The 19,805-nt window shown below is 58.1% G+C and carries 15 protein-coding genes; 5 read left to right on the top strand and 10 right to left on the bottom strand.

What is annotated here, in order from left to right:
* Positions 1–16: 16 nt before the first annotated feature.
* Both DEHOM01_RS06920 and wecB read right to left on the bottom strand, forming a co-directional pair.
* Positions 17–1,144, bottom strand: coding sequence for a glycosyltransferase family 4 protein (locus DEHOM01_RS06920; protein ID WP_245630677.1), 1,128 nt, complete (start codon positions 1,142–1,144; stop codon positions 17–19).
* Between the two features lie 43 nt (positions 1,145–1,187).
* Positions 1,188–2,252: a non-hydrolyzing UDP-N-acetylglucosamine 2-epimerase gene (gene wecB / locus DEHOM01_RS06915; RefSeq protein ID WP_061212102.1), complete on the bottom strand. Its 1,065-nt coding sequence runs from the start codon at positions 2,250–2,252 to the stop codon at positions 1,188–1,190.
* Positions 2,253–2,372: 120 nt separating this feature from the next.
* Between wecB and DEHOM01_RS09800 the strand changes: the two genes are divergently transcribed.
* The 5 genes from DEHOM01_RS09800 to DEHOM01_RS06900 all read left to right on the top strand — a co-directional run bounded on the left by DEHOM01_RS09800 (position 2,373) and on the right by DEHOM01_RS06900 (position 9,775).
* Positions 2,373–3,482, top strand: a complete 1,110-nt coding sequence (locus DEHOM01_RS09800) for a glycosyltransferase (protein WP_167346659.1) — start codon at positions 2,373–2,375, stop codon at positions 3,480–3,482.
* A gap of 187 nt (positions 3,483–3,669) precedes the next feature.
* Positions 3,670–4,686 carry a glycosyltransferase family protein gene (locus tag DEHOM01_RS06905; RefSeq protein WP_156468320.1) on the top strand — a complete coding sequence of 339 codons (1,017 nt, stop codon included), beginning with the start codon at positions 3,670–3,672 and terminating at the stop codon, positions 4,684–4,686.
* A 2-nt stretch (positions 4,687–4,688) separates the two neighbouring features.
* On the top strand, positions 4,689–5,840 hold the full coding sequence (locus DEHOM01_RS10360) for a glycosyltransferase (RefSeq protein WP_150128896.1): 1,152 nt from the start codon (positions 4,689–4,691) through the stop codon (positions 5,838–5,840).
* Positions 5,841–6,657: 817 nt separating this feature from the next.
* Entirely contained in the window at positions 6,658–7,350 is a 693-nt protein-coding gene (locus tag DEHOM01_RS10070) for a glycosyltransferase (RefSeq protein ID WP_161493616.1), read from the top strand.
* A 1,300-nt stretch (positions 7,351–8,650) separates the two neighbouring features.
* Positions 8,651–9,775 carry a glycosyltransferase gene (locus DEHOM01_RS06900; RefSeq protein ID WP_061212099.1) on the top strand — a complete coding sequence of 375 codons (1,125 nt, stop codon included), beginning with the start codon at positions 8,651–8,653 and terminating at the stop codon, positions 9,773–9,775.
* Between the two features lie 41 nt (positions 9,776–9,816).
* Here the strand turns inward: DEHOM01_RS06900 and DEHOM01_RS06895 are convergent, their stop codons facing one another.
* The 8 genes from DEHOM01_RS06895 to DEHOM01_RS06860 all read right to left on the bottom strand — a co-directional run bounded on the left by DEHOM01_RS06895 (position 9,817) and on the right by DEHOM01_RS06860 (position 19,791).
* A complete protein-coding gene (locus tag DEHOM01_RS06895) occupies positions 9,817–11,610 on the bottom strand; it encodes an ABC transporter ATP-binding protein (RefSeq protein WP_061212098.1) in 1,794 nt (597 codons plus the stop codon).
* 97 nt (positions 11,611–11,707) lie between these two features.
* The gene (locus DEHOM01_RS09975) at positions 11,708–13,780 is read right to left on the bottom strand and encodes a DUF6541 family protein (RefSeq protein ID WP_150128895.1); all 2,073 of its coding nucleotides are present in this window, start codon (positions 13,778–13,780) and stop codon (positions 11,708–11,710) included.
* Positions 13,781–13,846: 66 nt separating this feature from the next.
* Positions 13,847–14,836, bottom strand: a complete 990-nt coding sequence (locus DEHOM01_RS06885; RefSeq protein ID WP_061212096.1) for a Gfo/Idh/MocA family protein — start codon at positions 14,834–14,836, stop codon at positions 13,847–13,849.
* Positions 14,836–15,942, bottom strand: coding sequence for a DegT/DnrJ/EryC1/StrS family aminotransferase (locus DEHOM01_RS06880; protein WP_061212095.1), 1,107 nt, complete (start codon positions 15,940–15,942; stop codon positions 14,836–14,838). Before DEHOM01_RS06880 ends, DEHOM01_RS06885 begins: the two co-directional genes overlap by 1 nt.
* Before the next feature lie 30 nt (positions 15,943–15,972).
* Positions 15,973–16,593, bottom strand: coding sequence for an acyltransferase (locus DEHOM01_RS06875; RefSeq protein WP_061212094.1), 621 nt, complete (start codon positions 16,591–16,593; stop codon positions 15,973–15,975).
* Complete coding sequence (gene purE, locus DEHOM01_RS06870) at positions 16,590–17,132, bottom strand: 5-(carboxyamino)imidazole ribonucleotide mutase (protein ID WP_061212093.1); 543 nt, start codon at positions 17,130–17,132, stop codon at positions 16,590–16,592. The genes DEHOM01_RS06875 and purE overlap by 4 nt, the downstream gene beginning before the upstream one ends.
* Positions 17,133–17,135: 3 nt before the next feature.
* Positions 17,136–18,386 carry a 5-(carboxyamino)imidazole ribonucleotide synthase gene (locus DEHOM01_RS06865; RefSeq protein ID WP_082738774.1) on the bottom strand — a complete coding sequence of 417 codons (1,251 nt, stop codon included), beginning with the start codon at positions 18,384–18,386 and terminating at the stop codon, positions 17,136–17,138.
* Complete coding sequence (locus tag DEHOM01_RS06860) at positions 18,331–19,791, bottom strand: sensor histidine kinase (protein WP_061212092.1); 1,461 nt, start codon at positions 19,789–19,791, stop codon at positions 18,331–18,333. Before DEHOM01_RS06860 ends, DEHOM01_RS06865 begins: the two co-directional genes overlap by 56 nt.
* Positions 19,792–19,805: the final 14 nt, after the last annotated feature.

The following is a 19,805-nucleotide window of genomic DNA, read 5'->3' as shown; positions in this document are numbered from 1 at the left end:
TCACAATGGTTACGCCTTAATCGGCGAGCATACGTGAGATACGTGCTGCGCCACGGTCCGCCGAAGATTGTAGAGAGGCATTGCTGACGGTCCACTGTCGCAAATGTGCTCGATCGACCTTGTCATGGCTGTCAATGGCCTCGATCATCGCGTTCGCAAGTGCCTCCGTGTCATAGCCCGGCGCGTAGCCGAGGCCGTTGTTTCGGATGCGAATTGTTGCTGCCGCGTTCGTGGCCCCGGCGTGGATGATTGGCCGACCACACGCACCGGCCGCATAGATCTTAGTAGGCAGTGCAAAGTCATACCCTAACCCGGGTGTGATCGAGCTCAGACCAGCAACGGCGCCGCGCATATGCTTCGCGACTTCGTCCGCGGGAACCTTCGGGCGAAACTCGATTCCCTTAACACCTCGCTCGCGGACCAAACGTTTGAGGGCCTCGAGGTCGGTGCCTTCAGAAAAGAATATGAGGCGCGCATCCGTGCGCTTTTCACGGGCCTTCTCGAAGGCCTCCACGAGAATCTGCGCACCCTGCCATTCGGAGACGGTTCCCGCGTACACGAAGTACGGCCCCTCTTCGTCGGCATCCGGCCCTTCCGGTGTGAAGGTATCCGTGTCGATGCCGTTTCCGATCATCTCGAGTGAGGGGCGTTTTCCGATGCGCTCCTCGATTCGTGCCTGGACGCCGTCGGAAATGGTAAGCACAACCGACGCGCGCCTCCACACGGTTTCTTCCATCCAGCGGACTACACGTTTGACAATGCGCGGGACCCCTTCGACGGATTCAGTCGCATCAGCCCACACGTCAGCCGCGTAAAAGGCATACGGCACGCCTTTGAGGCGTGCAACAAACGCGACGACGAGCCCTGTCGTCGGAGGTGGTTCGGCGATAATGCCGTCGAGGTCCCGTGTCAAAAGGAGTCGAAAGAATAGCGGGACATCGAAACTCAGGTAAGAGAAGTAACCGCGTACAGCGCCCTGTTTATCGCGTTTGACGGGCCAGCGAACGATCCGGGTGATGCCTCGTTCTTGGCGACTCGGTTGATGGGGGACGCGAGTCGTGTACACCCGAGCGCGAATGTCAGCGCGCTCGAGCGCCTTTGTGAGTTGGTGGGTGCGAAACGCCGCGGGAATCGGCTCTGGCACGAAGACCCTTGTTGCCAGAACGACATGCCCAGCACCCTCGCGGCTATGCCTCCTCACGCAGCACCTCGATGACGGTACGCGCCGCATGCCCGTCGCCGTAGTAAGGGGGGCGCTCGGCAATAGGACGGGGCCGTTGGAGTGCGGCGCTAAGGTCTGACGGCTCCTTGACCAAGACGTTCCACTGGTTTTCGAGCGTTTCTACCCACTCGGTTTCGGTGCGGAGCGTCGTTGTGGGAGTGCCGAGGAGGTATGCCTCTTTCTGGAGGCCACCAGAATCGGTCACGACGGCGCTCGCACGAGAAACCGCATTGAGGAGATCCGGGTACGGAAGCGGCGTCCCCACAAAAAGGTTGCCACCCGCGAGCGTGAGCCCCTGCTCTTCAGCTCTAGCAGTGAGCCGCGGGTGGGCAAATAGCGCGATTGGAAGCGGAGCACTTTGGAGCGCAGTGATCAGACCCTTGAGTCGATCTGGATCATCTGTGTTGTCGGCACGGTGCATGGTGGCAACGGCGAACGGCGAGTTGGCGTCAATCCCCTCGGGAAGGTGAAGCGAACTGCCGTCAACTGCCTTCGCAACGCGCAGGCACACATCAGTCATGACATCGCCAACGACGCGCGTACGTGACCCGAGCCCTTCACTCTCAAGGTGCTGGCGTGCGACCTCGGTCGGCGCGAGCAGAAGGTCCGCGGCATGGTCGGTGAGCACGCGATTGTGTTCCTCTGGCATACGACGGTTGAATGAGCGTAACCCTGCCTCGAGATGAGCGACCTTGAGGTGCATTTTTACGGCGCTCAGCGTGCCGGCAAGCGTGGAGTTTGTGTCTCCATACACCAGAGTCCAGTCGGGCTGGTGTTCCTCGAGCACGGCATCCATAGCGCTGAGCATGGCGCCGGTTTGTCTTCCGTGGCTGCCCGAACCTACCGCAAGGTTCAGGTCAGGCGCGGGAATTTTAAGATCGGCGAAAAACACGTCACTCATAGCGGCGTCGTAGTGCTGGCCGGTATGGATGATGAGGTGCTCGACATCCTCGTGCTTCGCGGCTTCATCGGCAATCGCTGCGAGTTTGACAAACTGTGGGCGTGCGCCAACAACGGATAGGATTTTCATCAGGGCCTCCGATGAGAGCTCGGCTGTAGAGTTGTACGATGTGCGACATGATCACATATATCCAGGCGCTATCCTAACGAGCACTAGACCAACTTTTTGGTACTGAAATCAGGAGCTTCCGTGAAGATCACTGCCGTGACGACGTGGTTCCCCACCAAGGTTGCCCCGTCTAGAGGGGCCTTTGTTGTACGGGACTTGCACGCGATCGCCAAACTTCATGACATTCGCGCCATCCATCTAGTTCCCCACCAGGATGATGACGGAACTCGACGACTAGTCGTGGAGGGAATCGATACACTTCGGATACCGATGAATCCTCGCTCCCCTTTATCTGTCGCGAGGGCCGCAAAAGTTCTCACCACCGCCCTTGCCGGATCGGATGTCATTCACACCATGGCATTTTCGTCGCTGCTCCCCTTTGCTCCTCCCTTTCGCAGGGCGGTGCCGCGTGATGCAGCATGGGTGCATACGGAGCATTGGTCGGCACTCTCGACTCCCGAATCGCTCGGGTCTGCGCGCCACTTCCTTCCTTTACTGACGAGCCTTCTGCAAGGACCGGACATCGTCACAGCTGTTTGCGACTATCTCGCGCGCCCCATCCGTCAAGCACGAAAGGGACGCCCTGTGGATATCGTGCCGTGTATCGTGAATCCCCATACTCTGCACCCTCGTCGCTCTCGATCGGACGGCTCACTCAGATTAATTTCGACCGGAGGTTTGATTGAACGCAAGGATCCGCATACAGCGATCCGCACGATTGAGTGCTTGCGTGCACGAGGCGTCAAAGCTCACCTCACCTGGCTTGGGACAGGCCCCCTACTTACATCTTCCAAAACTCTCTCCGAACGATTGGGAGTCGCTGACTACGTTCATTTTCCGGGTACAGCCAGCGACACAGAGGTTCGTCGCCAACTAGGCAGTCATGACATTTTCTTCGGGCCCACGCTTGCAGACAATTTTTTCGTGTCAGCTGCAGAGGCGATTGTTGCGGGACGCCCCGTTGTGCTTGGCGCCACCGGCGGGCAGAGCGAGTATGTCGCAGAGAAGGTCGGCCATCTCGTTTCTCAACAAAATCCGGAAGTATATGCCGACGCCATCCTCGACGTAGACGAGCGCACCCGCGACCTTACCTCCGAAGAAATCTCCGAAACAATCGGTAGCAGATTTTCTTCCGACACAGTCTCACGAGACTACGACTCAACGTATATGCGCGCCCTCGCCTCCAAATAGGTCGATAAAACTGATTCACCCCTCGAATTCACCAACCCTAGGAACCGAAGCTGTGAGCTCCCCCCGGTCACTCCTCATAATCTCATTCTCTCCCATCACACGAGATGCACGTGTCCTCAAGCAGATCAGGCATTTCTCGTCGCAATATCGAGTCATAACATGTGGATACGGACCCGCTCCCGAAAGCGTGGCAGAGCACATCTCTATTCCAGAAAATCTTCTTTCCTGGCGACTCAATAAGCTTCACACCATCATTCGCCAATACGAAAGGACGTATTGGCACCAAGAAGTGGTCGAATACTGCACAGAAGCGCTCGCAGCAGTTCATCCAGATATAATTATCGCGAACGACGTTGAATCCGTTCCGCTCGCACTTTCACTCGTTCCGGCTGATCGGATTCACGCAGACCTGCATGAATACTCACCTCGTCAAAAGGAAGACATCCGACGCTGGCGCTACTTCGTGGCTCCTTACTTCTGCTACTTGACGAAGCATTACGTCACGCAAGTTCCGTCCGTGACAACCGTCTGCGAGGGACTTGCCAACGAATACAGAAAAGACTTCGGCATCGACGCCGACATCGTTACGAATGCGAGCCCGTATCACAGCCTCTCCCCTCAACCCACAGCTCCAGGATCCCCCCTCCGAGTGGTACATTCTGGAGCCGCGATGCCGGAACGCGAGATTGAAGTCATGATTGAAGCGGCCTCGCGAGTTCCCGGAATCACTTTTGACCTCTACCTAACTCACAATTCTCCCTCGTACGTTAAAGAGCTTCGAGAGTTAGCCACAGCTACGGGTAACGGCCACATTCGGATACTCGACCCAGTACCGTATGACGAACTCATTGCCACCCTCAACCGTTACGACATTGGGTTCTACTCGATTCCTCCCGTAAGCTTCAACCAGAAACATTCCCTCCCCAACAAATTTTTTGACTTCATTCAAGCTCGCCTCGCCCTCGCAATCGGCCCCTCCATAGAGATGAGTTCTATCGTTGAAAGCAAAAACCTAGGCAATGTCGCTGAGTCCTTCGATGCCAGCTCACTATCTGCCATGCTGAAGAGGTTTACACATGAAACGGTTACAGAATTCAAGTCTGCCTCACATGCCAATGCCCGCGACCTCAGCGCCGAAAGTCAAATCGCAGTATGGGACCGAAAGATTGCCGCAATCTCGGCACAGCTAGCTGAAGGGCGCTAACAGTGCTTAATAACCCCCCTGAAAGCTCGCAGGGTGACATTTCTCTGCTTGACCCCCGCGTGGAAGTTGTCATTGCCTGCCACAGTGACGCACGCCCACTTGGCCGAGCAGTCGCCAGTGTGCTCGAAGGGAACGGGGCCGTTGCCGACGTCACAGTCATCGCACATGGGATTGACCCTGACCGCCTTGCGGCTACGTTGCGACCAGAACACCGAGAGCGTACGAGGATGCTGCGGTTCGACGACGGCATTCCCTCACCATCGGGGCCCTTCACGTACGGCATTGCCCAGGCCAGACACCCATGGGTCTCGATTATGGGTTCTGACGATTTCCTTATGCCGGGAACTGTCGACTCGTGGCTACAGATCGCCGCACGAACGGGGGCGGACGTCGTCGTCACCCGCCTCTCTCGTGGAACCCCCTCTCGCGTCGTCCCGACGCCTCCAGCTCGATTTAGGCGACGAGACTGTATCGCTGATTTTCGAAAGGATCGGCTTGTATATCGATCAGCCCCGCTCGGTTTAATTCGAAAATCCTTGATTGGGGAGCTGGAGCTGACTTTCAATCCTGGCTTTGCAGTAGGCGAAGACGTCATTTTCACGACTCGGTTGTTCGCCGAAGCTAGGGTCGCTATCGATAGGTGGGGACCCAGCTATGTCATTGGTGAAGATGCATCCGACCGTGTCACTTATGTCATTCGCCCGATGGCAGATCAACTCGCCTTCGTTCGCCCTACATGCGAGTCGGAGTGGTTCAACGCTCTTCCTCCATCCGTTCGACGAGAGATTGCAGTGAAATTCTTGCGAATCCATGTCTTCGGCGCTGTCCACTATAGACCGGAGACGCATCACTGGCTCGATGGCGATCGGAGCGAACTGTCGACCCTCACACGTCTTCTTCTAGATTCGGCTCCACGCACGCTTAACGTTCTTTCACGTGCAGAAGCAGCATTAATAAAAGGGTGTCTCGAACCCGCACTTCCAGCATCGGAACTCGCAAGGCTTTCTCGCTCCCGTCGTGCGCACGGAAAACCTTCCACCCTGATCACTTCCGATCCGCTATACGCGCTTCACCGGATCGCTCCCCTGCGGTTTATGGCCGCTTCGGCATTTGTCTCAATGAGTTCCAGAGTCCATCCTCCACGTAGCCGATAGGAGCAGCGGTATGCCATATTTTTCTGGCCTCACGTCATTCTCTAAGCGATCTGTTCACGCCGTATCAGCTCTCCTTCAGCGACTGCCGAACGGGCGTTGGACCAACGTATTCGGGCGTGTTCCGGGAGGTCTCGGCGCATACGCGAGGTTTATCCGGGCTAAGGCTACTCTCACAGCAGGGGAGGTTCCTCTCGACCTTTGTCGCACGATTGTACAGCTACTCAACTCAGCAGATTCGGCCAGATCGCGTCATATGAACACCGTATCGATCGAATTCTTCGATGCAGCGTTACAGCTCGCATATCACCCAACGGTGCATATGCGATCTACCGGCTCACCTCTGGCGAGTGACCCGGAGGTGTTTCTCGCACCGTTCCGTAATTCCGTAACCGCTCGAACGATGCTCGTTGAACCAGACCTCTCAACCCCACGCGGTCCTGGTGGGCCCCGCGTACTCGTCGTCAGTCACGGTTCATGGACGTTCATCAATCGAGTCATCGAACAGCTCAAAGACCAACCCGATGTGAGAGTGGAGATTCTCGATCTCTCCACACTCCCTAGTCAAGATCGGCCTTCCCACCGGTCCGCGGTCCGCGCGAGAGCACATCTTGCACTTCATGGCTCTGCCCTTCCCGCCCCCGCCTCCTTGAAGGCACGACTCAACGGAATAGATACGCTTTTCGTAGAGTGGGGAACGTACACATTTGCCTGGTTATCTCTCCTCGACTTAGGCGAAGTGCGACTCGTGTGCCGTCTTCACCGCTTTGAAGCGTTCACGCCGTATCCGGCACTGGCGAGGTTCACTCGCGTAGATGACATGCTTTTCATCTCGCCATCGGTGCGCGAACTCGTGAGGGCAGAAGCCCCGCGACTTAACCAGGCTAAACGCATTCAAACAGTAAGAAACCCCCACAATTACGAACAATTCAGCCCAGAAAAAGTAGAAGGATTTGAGAAGACACTACTTCAAGTTGGTTGGTCGGTCAGCGTCAAAGACCCATTTTTCACGTTCGATGTTCTCGAGGCGCTGCGCCACGAAGACCCGCAATGGCGGCTGCTGCTTGTAGGGCCAGAGCCGCCCCTCGATCCTGAGTCACGAGAAATCGCTTTTATAAGCGCCCTGCAAGAACGTCTCGCTGCACTAGGGAGCGCAGTTGAGGTCCTTGGAAAACGCGACGACGTGCCTGCAGTTATGCATCGGGCAGGTTTCATCATATCGTCGTCTAGGCATGAAGGCACGCACGAGTCGATAGCTGAGGGTGCCGCAGCAGGATGTATACCCGTGGTGCGCAATTGGCCCGATGCAGCCCGATGGGGCGGTGGGGCGCGCTCTATCTATCCAGACGAGTGGGTCGTGGAGTCAGTCGCAGAGGCGGTCGCTCGAATCCGTTCGACGCTGAGACCTTCGGTTCGCGAGGTTCACGTACGCGAGTGTATTGACTGGGTTGCCCAAAATCGCCGCTCCGCCGACGTGTTGCCTCCCTACCTGGATGCTATTCACGGGCGTTAGCGCACCGGTTCGGCATTTGTTGGGCTTCCACCCATGCCGCAGGAGGTTCGGGGTGCTTGAACACCCCGAGTCGTTGAGTGAGTTGCTGCGTAACGAACGTACGCGGCCGAGCAGTTCTATGCACGCTGGCCCCAAGCGTTCTCGGAAAAACTCGAGCAAACCCTCGACTGTTTGGCAGATCGCCCCAAGCATCGAGAAGCGTCTGAGTATCCATCGCACACGCACTCGTCTCCAGAAGCCTTTGTTCCCACCAGGAAAGGGATATGAGCCCTCCTTCAGAAATTGCCTGGAGTGCTTGGGTCGAGCGAGCTACGAAGTGTGCATCGGCCGCGTTCCATAGAGTGTTGAACGGCAGCTCTCGGTCAAAATCTGCCCAATCTGATGCTGCACGAGCGTGTTGTACTCTTCGCACAATAGCTCCGATGAGCTGGGCCCTTGCAATCTTGACAGCCACGGCGGCTCGGACGGCACGGGGTGCGGTACGCAACCATTCCTGGTTCAGAAGCTGTGGCAGAAATCCAACCTCGCGCTCCATCGCACCAAGTGCCGAGGTCGCACGACTTGCGCCCATATCTTCGAAAACGCGATAACACGGCGATCTGTAAGGGTACACGATTCGTTCCCCCGTAAACCACAAACGAAGACCCGGTTCCACGTCTTCCCCGTTGAGATGCCCGCCACTCGTGTATCGAAACCCAATTTGTTCAAGTCGTTCACGCCTAAGCAAACCTAGGGGTGCAGTCCGATATGCTAGGCCATCCTTAAGCGGATCGAGGTAAGTCCGCGGGCACGGGCGCATATAGGGGGTAAGCACAACCCCCTCAGATGTCCTGAGCGAAGCAATTACCGCGTTTGCTTCGGTCTTGCGGGCGCGCGCTATCCAGGCTGGCAACGTCCCAGGCTCAAGAGCGTCATCCGACCCCATCGTCACGACGTAAGTGGCCGATGACGAATCGAGTCCCGCATTGAAAGGCCCTGCGGGTGAAGCAATCCCGTCTTCAAAGACTTGTACGTCAACACAAGCTTGCAGTTCGGAATCAAGACGCGAAAGAACTGGAGCCGGAGCAGTGTTATGGATGATGAGCTGCACACGAACTCGAGCGTTTACATCCACACGGCAATCATCAATCTGCCGCACCACCGAGCGAATTGCTCTTTCAACGGGTCGGTTTGGATCGTGTACCGCGATTAGAACGTCAACTGTCCAGGGGCGCATGCTCCGAATTTAGCAGAGACAGGACAAGACATGTTCACACTGCATTTGCAAGGTCCTAAAGATGTCCACTGGTACTCTCAAAACATGCCGAAGCCTTCCCTGATGATCCTGTCATTTTCCCCTCTCGTGGCCGACGCCCGCATCCTCAAGCAGATCTCACTGTTTTCCTCTCGTTATGAGATCACCACAGTCGGCCATGGCCCGAAGCCAGCAGGAGCAACCCACCATTTCCAAGTGCCAGATGACGTTCGCGCCTGGTGGTGGGATGGAAAACCGCTGCGACTTCGTGCGTATTCATGGGCCTACTGGCATAACGAAGGCGTGGCGTGGGTTCGGCGTAATGTCCCGCGAGGAACGGTGGACGCTATCATCGCCAATGACCTTGAAGCGGCAGGAGTTGCCCTGTGGCTTGCCCCTCGCAACGGGGTTCATGTTGACCTCCACGAATATGCTCCCCGCCAAAACGACCAATACCCGAAATGGAACTTTTGGGTCCGGCCGTTCATGGAGTGGATGGTGCGAACCTACGTTCGCAAAGCGGCATCTGTCACTACAGTTGGAGATCACATCGCCCGAGAATATGAAGCACAATTCGGACTGAAGAATGTCGGAGTCGTGCCCAATGCCGCTCCATACGCTTCGAGCCTGCGACCGACTGCCGTCTCACGTCCCTTACGTCTCGTGCACTCCGGCGCCGCCCGTGCCGAACGAGGGCTAGAAAACCACATCGATGCTGTGGCTGGAATTGAAGGTGTAACGCTCGATCTCTACCTCACACAAAACACCACGGACTACTTCCGCGAGCTAAAGTCACGCGCGTCGAAAACAGCCAACGTTCGTGTGCTCGATCCGGTCCCTTACAGTGAGCTTGTCAGCACACTCAACACTTACGACGTCGGCCTATACTCTCTCCCTCCGGTGAACTTCAACACCACATGGGCCGTCCCCAACAAGATCTACGATTTTATCCAGGCGCGCCTCGCCCTAATAATTGGCCCTTCGCCGGAGATGGCCGCGGTCGTCGATGCGCACGGTCTTGGGATTGTTGCAAGCGATTTCGGAGTCGAATCTTTACGCGCGGCGATCCGCTCTGTTACCCCGGGACAAGTTGCAATGATGAAAGAGCGCTCACACAAAGCAGCGAAACCATTGAGCGCCGAGGCGCAAATGACTGCTTGGGACACCGCTCTCAGCGCGCTTCTCGGCTAAAAAGTTCTACCAAACCGCACGTAGCCCACTACCCCAGGAGCTCACTCGCGGGAGGAAACGAGCCCAGCAAGCGTGGCCTGCATGGCGAAATCGGGTTCTGCAGCGACGACTTCATCAAAGGCCCCCAGCGAGGAGACTCGTCCCTCTTTCATGAAGGCGATTTGATCGTACGTGCGGATTGTGGAAAGCCGATGAGCTACGCTGATCACGGTCACTTCACCACGAAGGTCTCGCACCGCCTTTGCCACTGCCGCTTCGGTAGCGGTATCTAGCGCGCTGGTCGCTTCATCAAGGACGAGGACGAGCGGCTGGACATACAACGCTCGTGCAATGCCCAACCGTTGGCGCTGGCCGCCCGAAATGGCAATGCCCCTCTCTCCCACGTTCTCATGAATCCCACCTTTGCGCCTCATCACTGTTTCAAGCAACTGCGCTTTCTCTAGCGCATCGAGAACTCTCGCTTCGTCAATATCGTTGCTCCATGTCAATGCAACATTTTGCGCGATAGTTCCGTCGAAAATAGTGACGTCCTGGGGAACGTACCCGACACGTGCTCGCCACGCGCCGAGAACATCCGACAACCTTCTCCCATCAAGCGTGATATCTCCAGATGACGGAGTGAGAAGGCCCAGGAGAATGTCAATCAGTGTCGACTTGCCCGCCCCTGAAGCGCCCACCACTCCAAGCGTTGACCCCATCGGAATATCTAGCGAAACATCGCAAAGGGCGGGTCCGTCCGCGCCAGGGTAGGTGAACTCAACATTTCTCAGCGACAAAGTCCGCGGATTTTCGGGGATGGGTTCAGTTCCAATTCGCTCTGAAGTAAGGCTATACCTCTCAGCATCTTTAATGTCACGGACAACGGCCTCAGCATGTGTCAGAGATGCGTTCATTTGGTTCGAAAGGGCTTGGATCGAGGTTATCGCAGGCACCATTTTGTATCCGCCGATACCGAAAACAGCCACCGAGACCATTGCATGCGTTAAACCACCCTGAAGATAGCTGATCGCGCCGATGAGGACTACCCCCCCAATAAGTGCGACGTCAATCACGAATCGTGGGACCGCTCCGAGAAACCGAATATGCGAGCGGCTCAACGCTGCCTCACGCTGATACTCAAAAACAGTACGAGCGACTTCGTCGGACTTGTCTCGGAGGGTGATCTCCTTCAACGCAGAAATCATTTCGGTGACCATAGCTACCATCTGAGTTCCGGCAAGACGATTTGCTCTACCCGACTCAAACGAACGGCGCGAAATCCACAGATACATGATGGCTGCAATCGACCCTAGGTACAGAAAAGTTACTAGGGCTGTTGCTGGCTGCATCAGTATAATCACCAAAAGAGAGCCCAAAAAGATAAGCACATTAGTCGGCATTTGCGCCCATGGAACAATCACACCAGAGATCGTATTGGCAATACCTACATCAACCATGCGCACCACTTCAGCAGACGATCGCTTGAGTCGCTCTGTCCACGGCGCGCGAATATAGCTCAAAAAGAGACGCTTGCCAATTTCTTGCTCAAAGTGGGCGAATCGATAGGTGGCCCAGCGCTGCAGCCAAATGTTAAGCACAGCCTTGAATACCATCGTGCCCGCCGCCCCGAGAAGAAGCAAGACGCCTTTCTGAATATCGGTGCTCCCAAGTAGCGGAACGTAGATGGTCGAGGACCCGGACATCAGGCGAGAGAGGATCACCGTCAGAACGCCGAGCGCGACCGAATCGAGTAGGGCGAGTGCTGCCGAGGCGACTCCGAAAAACCGAATGAAACGACGGGCATCGGAGGGCAACAAGGGCATCAACTCGCGGAGTGTGGCCCGTACTTTCTTCATAACCCAATCCTATCGGTCGATTGCCAAACACATTTGACGCTCCCCATGGGCCGACTACCTGCCCCATAGGCGCACGTGCAGGGTCCAGTATTGTCGATCATGGGTTCGGGGTACAATTGACCCTAAGCTCCGTGAGTTCATAGTCTCCGTTGCCACTTTTTGCCACTAAAGTCCGGCTTCCAGCCGGGAAATTTTCTAGCCCCCTAAAGTCCCCTTCTTTCACGTCTTCCTGGGATTCTATTTTTCGTTTTGTGGCAGTGTGGTCTTCATATAAATATACGCGAGGGCCATGCGCAATGAGAGCGCGACAAACAGCAGGGTCGGAGGAAAATTCATCCGCACGCTTTGCCAACAGAATATCCCGGTCGAGCGTCGGCCGACCAAGGTGGGGAAATACCACCTTTACGCCGCCAAGAGCCCAGTACAGTGATGCGCCCGAACGGGGATCTCCTAAAACCACCGCGTCATGATCCAGTCGCGACGCTGTTTCTTCGATGAATTCTCTCTCGTCTGCGCTCACTGTGTTTGTAAAATAACCATCTGAAGAATCCGAGGCAAGCTCGACGAGTTTGGGGACTCGATCATGTCTCGTCCCATTCAACACCGCTCCACTAACACTCGCGACGATTAAGAGGGCTAAAAAAGCACTCCCAAGCATGCGTCCTTTCTCCTCCAACCACGCAATGGCGTGACAGGCACCAATGACGGCAAGCGGGATGAGCGCCGTCATCATCATTGGGAGTACTCGCTCCCGAGCTTGATACCACGGATTAGCGAGAGACGAAAGCGGGAGAAAGGAGTACGCGGTGCCAAGGGCAACGATGAATGTCACTCCCAACATGATGACGAGCGCTATGCGCATACGCGAATGGGATCTCCGCAAAACGCCAAAGACAATGCCTATTCCGGCGAGAAAGTACACACCGAGCACATAGGAAGTTTTAAGGCGAACAGCCGTAATACGTGGGCGATCTGCGATGAGTGTCAAAAGTTTCGCGACGGTATTCATTTCGATCTTCGGTGTCAGTGCCATCGACCGCAAAGTTGTCATTCCCACAAACTCAAAACCAGCTACAGCTAGGGCGAGAAATACCATCAATGCAATCGCACGACCCCGGTTTGCCCGCCATGTCACTACCGCATGAGCAGCAAGCAAAGACCACACGACAAGCCCCACTGCAAAAACTGTGCTCGTGTGGATTGCTACTCCACCTAGAACGGCCAGGACGGCCGGCAATAAAGACGAGAGAGCCCAAGGCAAATCTCGCTCAACTCCACCTCCACGCCGTGTGAAGGCACTCAGAATTGCGGCCACAACCCCTGGAAACACCACACCAGCAAAGGCATTCGGCCACAGGCCCGTCAAGAGTGACATGGAAGCTATAGAGAAAAATAGCGTGCACGAAGGGATAAGTGCCGCAATCACAATTGCGCTTCGAAGTCTCGCAAATCCCTCGGGAACCACGAGCCAACATAGGCTTACAAACCCTGATCCAGATAAGCACAAGGCTACGAACATCGTCGCGTTCGCGGCTACTACCGGCGCCCCAGCTACGAGCGAGGCAATGATATGAAACCCCACAGGGTAAAACGTCGGCTGGGAACCGTACATAGACTGCAGGGCAGTCCATGGCGCCGCAGAACCTTCACTACGAATGAAGGCAACACCGTTGTAATGAAACACGGCATCAAATGCGCTCGAAATCGACGTCAGCTTCATACCACCGCCCGCAATGGGAAGTAGGTAAACCAGCGCGACGACGATGACACCTAAAGTTGAAAGTACAAGAGGCCAAAAATCTAGGTTTCGTCTCCACAATGCATGGGAGGCTCGCATATGCACGTGTTCGTCGGAACCTTCATCGACGCGCAAAGTTTGGTTGCCGGCCCACCTCACACCACGGACCCTGTGCGCGCGACGTGGATCGACCATTGCCACGACCGCCCAAAGAATCGCGATGGCCAAAGAGATTCCCACCGCTGCCGACACTGGGCCCCACCGAATGCCGAGTGGTTCACACACCAGCCCTACGATCGAAAGGAGTGCAGCACTAACTGCTGGCGCGGCGCCGAGTCGAAAAGGAATCCGAGCGCGCAATGCAGTCAATGCGAGGTAGCCAGGCACGCAAAGCCAGACAAAGGAGGTAAAAAGAGGGAGGAGCGTCGCCATGAAGTCAATCTTCTAAGAGACCAGGACCCATATCCAGTGTTCTGCATGGGCCCTGGCCCGAAAGTGCTATAAAGCTACCGTGCGACCTGCCGCCGCCGAGTCCAAAACTGCTTCCACGGCGCGGACCGTATTAAGGCCTTCGCGCATCGTCACGATGTTCGAGGCGTCGCCGCGTACAGCGTCGCGGAAGGCCTCGTGTTCGGTCCTCAAAGGCTCCTTGCGGTTGAGAGCGTAGCGAACGGTATCGCCCTCACTCACGCCGCGGAAGGATGCAATTGCGTCCCATTCGTTTACGGTCTCGCCGTTCGCATGGAACGTGAGATCTGCGGTCAACGTGTCGCCAACGAGTGCGCCTTTTTCACCGGTCACGATAGTCACGCGCTCTTTGAACGGCGATAGCCAATTTACGAGATGGTTCGTAATGGTGCCATCGGCGAGGCGGCCCGCAATCGAGACCATATCCTCGTATTCGCGGCCGGACTTGCCGGTCGTCACAGCCGAGACCTGCGCAAAGTTTGAGCGGGAAACGAATGCCGTGAGGTCGAGATCGTGAGTGGCGAGATCTTTCACTACCCCGACATCGGCAATTCGAGCCGGGAAAATCCCCTGGCGCCGGGTAGAGATCTGATAAATATCGCCGAGCTGACCGTTTTCGATTCGCTTGCGCATTTCCTGGAGGGCGGGGTTATAGCGTTCGATATAGCCCACCGCACCCACAAGACCCTTTGATTCAAAGGCATTGGTGATTTCTTCAGCCTCGATGATGTCGAAAGCAAGCGGCTTTTCGACAAGCGTGTGAACACCGGCCTCGGCGAGCGCGAGCGCTACGTCCCGGTGAAATGCAGTCGGCACTGCAACCACGCAATAGTCGAGTCCAGCTTCGATAAGGGCTTCGACATTTGGCAAGACTTCGTAGCCGGGCGCGGCGCCATGCGGATCGCCTTGAGGATCCGCAACGGCCACAAGATCAACACCTTCGAGAGCGCGGAGATTACGGGCATGATGGCGGCCCATCATGCCGAGGCCAATAAGGCCAGCGCGAAGATTTTTGCTCATCAGGCACCCGCTTTCGCAACGGCATTCACGGCCTCAACCACGCGCTCGCGATCCGCATCACTCACACTCGGATGAACCGGAAGTGAGAGCACCTCGCGCGCAGCTTTCTCCGTCACGGGGAGCTCAGTGTCGCGGCGATCAAACGAGGCAAGGCGGTGCACGGGAGTCGGGTAGTACACGCCGCAGCCCACTGCATACTCCTCGCGAAGCGCCTGGGCAAAGCGGTCGCGCTCCTCTGCGCTGGCGCCATCAATTCGGATCGTGTACTGGTGGTACACGTGGGTCGCTCCTTCGGCCACCTTGGGCGTCACGACGCCTTCGAGGTGTTCATCGAAGAATGCGGCTGTCTCCTGGCGGCGCTTCGTCCATGCCTCCAGCTTGGTGAGCTGAACACGGCCAATCGCGGCATGGATGTCGGTCATTCGGTTGTTGAAGCCAGCGACCTCGTTTGCGTACTGCTTCTCCATCCCCTGGTTACGGAACAGGCGGATTCGACGTGCGGTCTCGGCATCCTCGCACGAGACCATGCCGCCCTCACCCGACGTCATGTTCTTGGTCGGGTACAGCGAGAACATGCCCCAGCGACCGAACGTACCGACCTGCTTGCCGTTGAGAGTCGCGCCGTGGGCCTGCGCGGCATCTTCGCCAACCCACAGGTTGTGCTTCTTCGCGATTTCACAGATCTGCTCCATCGCAGCCGGGTGACCGTACAGGTGCACGGGCTCAATCGCTACCGTTCGCTCAGTAATCGCCGCTTCGATTTGCGCGGGGTCCATGCAAAACGTATCGAGATCGATATCGACGAAAACAGGCGTCGCCCCGATCACGGCAACCGCATTAGCGGTCGCCGCAAAGGTGAAGGACGGAACAATAACCTCGTCGCCGGGCTTGATACCCGAGGCGAGAAGACCGAGGTGCTGACCCGACGTGCCCGAGTTAACGGCAACGCACTCACGCCCACCGGCGAGCGCACTCGAGAACTCCTTTTCGAAAGCCGCGACCTCGGGCCCCTGCGCGATCATGCCGGAAGCAAGTACGCGATCAACCGCTGCGCGCTCCTCCTCACCGATGATCGGTTTGGCGGCGGGAATCAAATTGTTTGACATGTGCAATGTCCTTCTTGTCAATCAGTAAAACTATGCAGCGTACTCGAGCAAGGTCAGGCCCCCGCTCTCATTATCTTCGATGTAACGCTCTCCCGTCTCGGGACACACCCAGCCGCCTTCGGGGTCTGCTGCGAGGGGCTTACCTGACCTACCAACCCAACCAATGCGCTTCGCGGGCACCCCGGCAACGAGCGCGTGCGGTGGGACATCTTTAACGACGGTCGAGCCCGCGGCCACAAGCGCCCAGGCACCGATAGTGACAGGGGCGACGCAGACAGAACGAGCTCCGATAGCGGCGCCCTTTTCGATCGTCACGCCCACCGGCTCCCAGTCGGACGCGCTCTTCGGGCTCAGATCCGGGTTGACTGCGCGCGGAAAATGATCGTTGGTAAGGACGACTGCGGGCCCGATGAACACCCCGTCACCAAGCACGGCAGGTTCATACACAAGGGCGTAGTTTTGCACTTTGCACCCCGCCCCCATTGTGACGCCGGAGCCGATATAAGCTCCGCGCCCGATGATGCAATTCTCACCAAGCGAGGCCCCCTCGCGAACCTGCGCGTAGTGCCAGACTGAGCTGCCTTCGCCGACACTCGCCTCAGGTGAAACGTCCGCACCCTCTGCGAGCCGGTAGTTACGCTCTGTGCTCATACCTCCACCTTGCCATCCGTAAAGTAATGTTGGCGGGACTCCCGCAGCTTTTTGCCTTTTTCGTACGCGAGATCGCGCAATTCTGTTTGGTACCTCACCATTTTTTCGCGGATCTCTCGCGCAAAATCCGAGTCTCCGGAACCCAGAATGCGCGCTGCGAGGAGCCCGGCGTTGGCAGCGCCACCGATCGATACGGTTGCGACGGGCACTCCCTTCGGCATTTGCACGATCGACAAGAGTGAGTCCATGCCGTCGAGGTGCCGCAGCGGAACAGGAACGCCAATCACAGGAAGGGGGGTAAGGGCGGCGAGCATTCCCGGCAGGTGTGCGGCCCCGCCTGCACCGGCAATGATCGCACGCAGGCCGTGCTCGTGCGCGGACCGTCCGTACTCGACCATGTCTTCGGGCATGCGGTGAGCGCTCACGACCTCGACCTCGCAGGCGATGCCGAAATGGGCGAGCTGCTCTTCGGCATCTTTCATCACGGGGTAGTCCGAATCGGACCCCATGACGATACCGACCAGAGGCTTCTTACTCATGTGCTATTCCTTTGATTCGTCGCCGGTCACGATGGTGTGCGCCGCGGCGCGGGCTCGGCGCTCTGTCTCCTCGAGGGAGGATCCGAGAGCGGTCACGTGCCCAAGTTTGCGGCCTGCGCGAACGCTCTTGCCGTACAGATGCAGCTTGATTCCGGGATCGTTCGCGAGAGCCTCTCGTGCACTTTCGGCGAGGTTTTCGCGGGTGCTGCCGAGAGTGTTGACCATGACGGTCCAGGCAGCGGTGGGGGTGGTGTCTCCGAGTGGGAGGTCTGCGACAGCGCGCAGATGCTGCTCAAATTGGCTCGTGACACACCCGTCCATGCTCCAGTGCCCCGTATTGTGGGGCCGCATCGCGAGTTCGTTGACGGCAATGCGACCATCCGGGTACTCGAACAGTTCGACAGCGAGCATTCCCACGACCTCGAGATCGCTCGCGATATTTGCGGCGAGGGTGCGTGCTCGCTCGGCGACTTCCGGTGCGAGGTTCGGTGCGGGCGCGCTCACGCGAAAGCACACCCCGTCTTTTTGCTCGGATTCCGTTACGGGATACGACGCGGTTTCTCCGCCCGGCCGCCGCGCGACCTGCGCCGAGAGTTCACGGACGAAGGGGACGCGCTCCTCGGCGAGCAGCGGCTGTCCTCTTTCGAGCCACTCACGGGCGTCCTCGAGTGCCTCAACCCGCATCACTCCGTGACCGTCGTAACCGCCGCGCGCGGTCTTCAGGATGAGGTCTCCCCCGCTCTCATGGAGGGCGGCTTCGAGATCAGCTTCGGTCTCGACGCGCCACCACCGGGGGCATGGATGGCCAAGTTCGCTGAGGCGCGCACGCATGGCGAGCTTGTCCTGTGCGTACACGAGCGCGTTGGGGCCTGGACGCACCACCACCCCTTCGTGCTCGAGCGCGTGAAGGAGGCCCGTAGGGACGTGTTCGTGATCGAAGGTCACGACGTCAACGCTCCTCGCGAAGGCCGTGACTGCCTCGGGGTCGTCGTGACGCCCGAGCATGACGTGAGGGCTCACGCGCGCCGCGGACTCTTCCGGGGTAGTCGCGAGTACGTGCAAGTCGAGGTCGAGTTCGATTGCGGCGGGGATCATCATGCGCGCGAGCTGTCCACCACCGATCACGCCAATACGCGGCGAGCGCGCACCTTCCACATGTGATGTGCTGGACTTGCGGGCGTGTTGAGTACTCACGCCGCTAGTGTAGTGCGCCGTCCGCGCTCGCGTCCCCGGCACGCTGGGCGGAACTTGCATCGGTGGGCAATGCCTCAAGAGCGTGCGCCGCGGAGGCGGCAGCTTCTCGTTGGTGTCGCTCGGCGCGTCGCTTCTCCCGCCGCGCCACGAGCCCGTGGGCTTTGGCGGGGTCCGACGGCTGCTGGTCTTCTGTGTCTGCGAGCTCGGGGTCCTCGGGAGCGGGTGCCGTCGAGAGGAAGATGCCAAAGCGCGCGGGGCGCTCATCAATGAGCTCGAGTCGACCGCCGTCATCCTCGACGAGGGTGCGGGCAAGGGCAAGGCCGACGCCCGTTCCACGCGAGTCTTTGCCTGAGACGGAGCGTTCGAAAATGCGCTGGCCCAGAGCCGGGTCGATGCCGGCACCTTCGTCGACGACCTCGATGACGGTTGATTGCTCGTTGCGGCGTACCTTCACGCGGGTCGTTCCCCCGCCGTGGGCGAGGGAGTTCTCGATCAACGTGGCGATCACTTGAGTGAGCGGCCCGTGCGAGGCCCATACGGCTGCGGCGTGCGGGACCTGGATTCGCAGCTCGCGACCGGCGCCACGGAAGGCGTGCTTCCATTCTTCGGCCTGCTGTACGAGGACTTGACGGAGATCGACGACGCCGGGGGTGCGGCGCTGGGAGGAACGGGGGGCGTTAATGAGGTCATGGACGACCTGGGTGAGGCGGTCAACCTGTTCGAGAGACACACGCGCTTCCTCGCGGACCCATTCTTCCGAGCTCGTTGCGAGAATTTCGTCGAGCCTCATGGACAGGGCCGTGAGCGGTGTGCGCAGTTGGTGGGAAGCGTCGGAGGCGAGTGCCGATTCCGCCTCGAGCCGTTCGGTGAGCATCGCGCCGGAGCGGGTAAGTTCGACCGCTACGGTGTCAATTTCGGCGATCCCGCTCGGCTTCCACTCCGAGCGGCTCCTACCGCTGCCAAGTTCTTCAGCGCGCCTCGTGAGGCGAACGAGCGGCGCGGAAAGCCTCTGCGCTTGCCACAGCGCGACCGACACGCCGATCGCAATCGCGCTTATCGCGGCAACAATGATGAGTACCCACGCGCTTGCCGTGTGCGCTCGGACATCGGATTGGGGAATGCGCACGGTCACGATCTGGCCGTTGACGCCCTGTGCCGACTGTTGGAGTGCATCGGCGCCGGCGTCTTCACCTGCTTCGAGTTCCGTGTTTTGATACGTGACCGCAATTTGCACGTCGAGGTTCACAACCTGATCGACGGTCTCTTGGAGCATTGTCTCGTCGATCGGGAGCCCCTCGTTGAGGCGGTGATCCGTTTCGGAAATGACGTCTTGAAGCAGGGTGCCGGCTTGAGCGGAGAGGTTGTCGCGAACAGCTGTCAGCCACGCCGCACCCAGGGGGATGCCGAGCAGGAGGACCGCAAGAAGCACGGTCATGAGGGTGGCCTGGAGAACTCGAAGTTGCATGGTGAGCGCCTAGC

Origin of the sequence: Dermabacter hominis NBRC 106157, assembly GCF_001570785.1 — a bacterium.
Lineage (GTDB): Bacteria > Actinomycetota > Actinomycetes > Actinomycetales > Dermabacteraceae > Dermabacter > Dermabacter hominis.
This window is presented reverse-complemented; position numbering and strand designations above follow the sequence as displayed.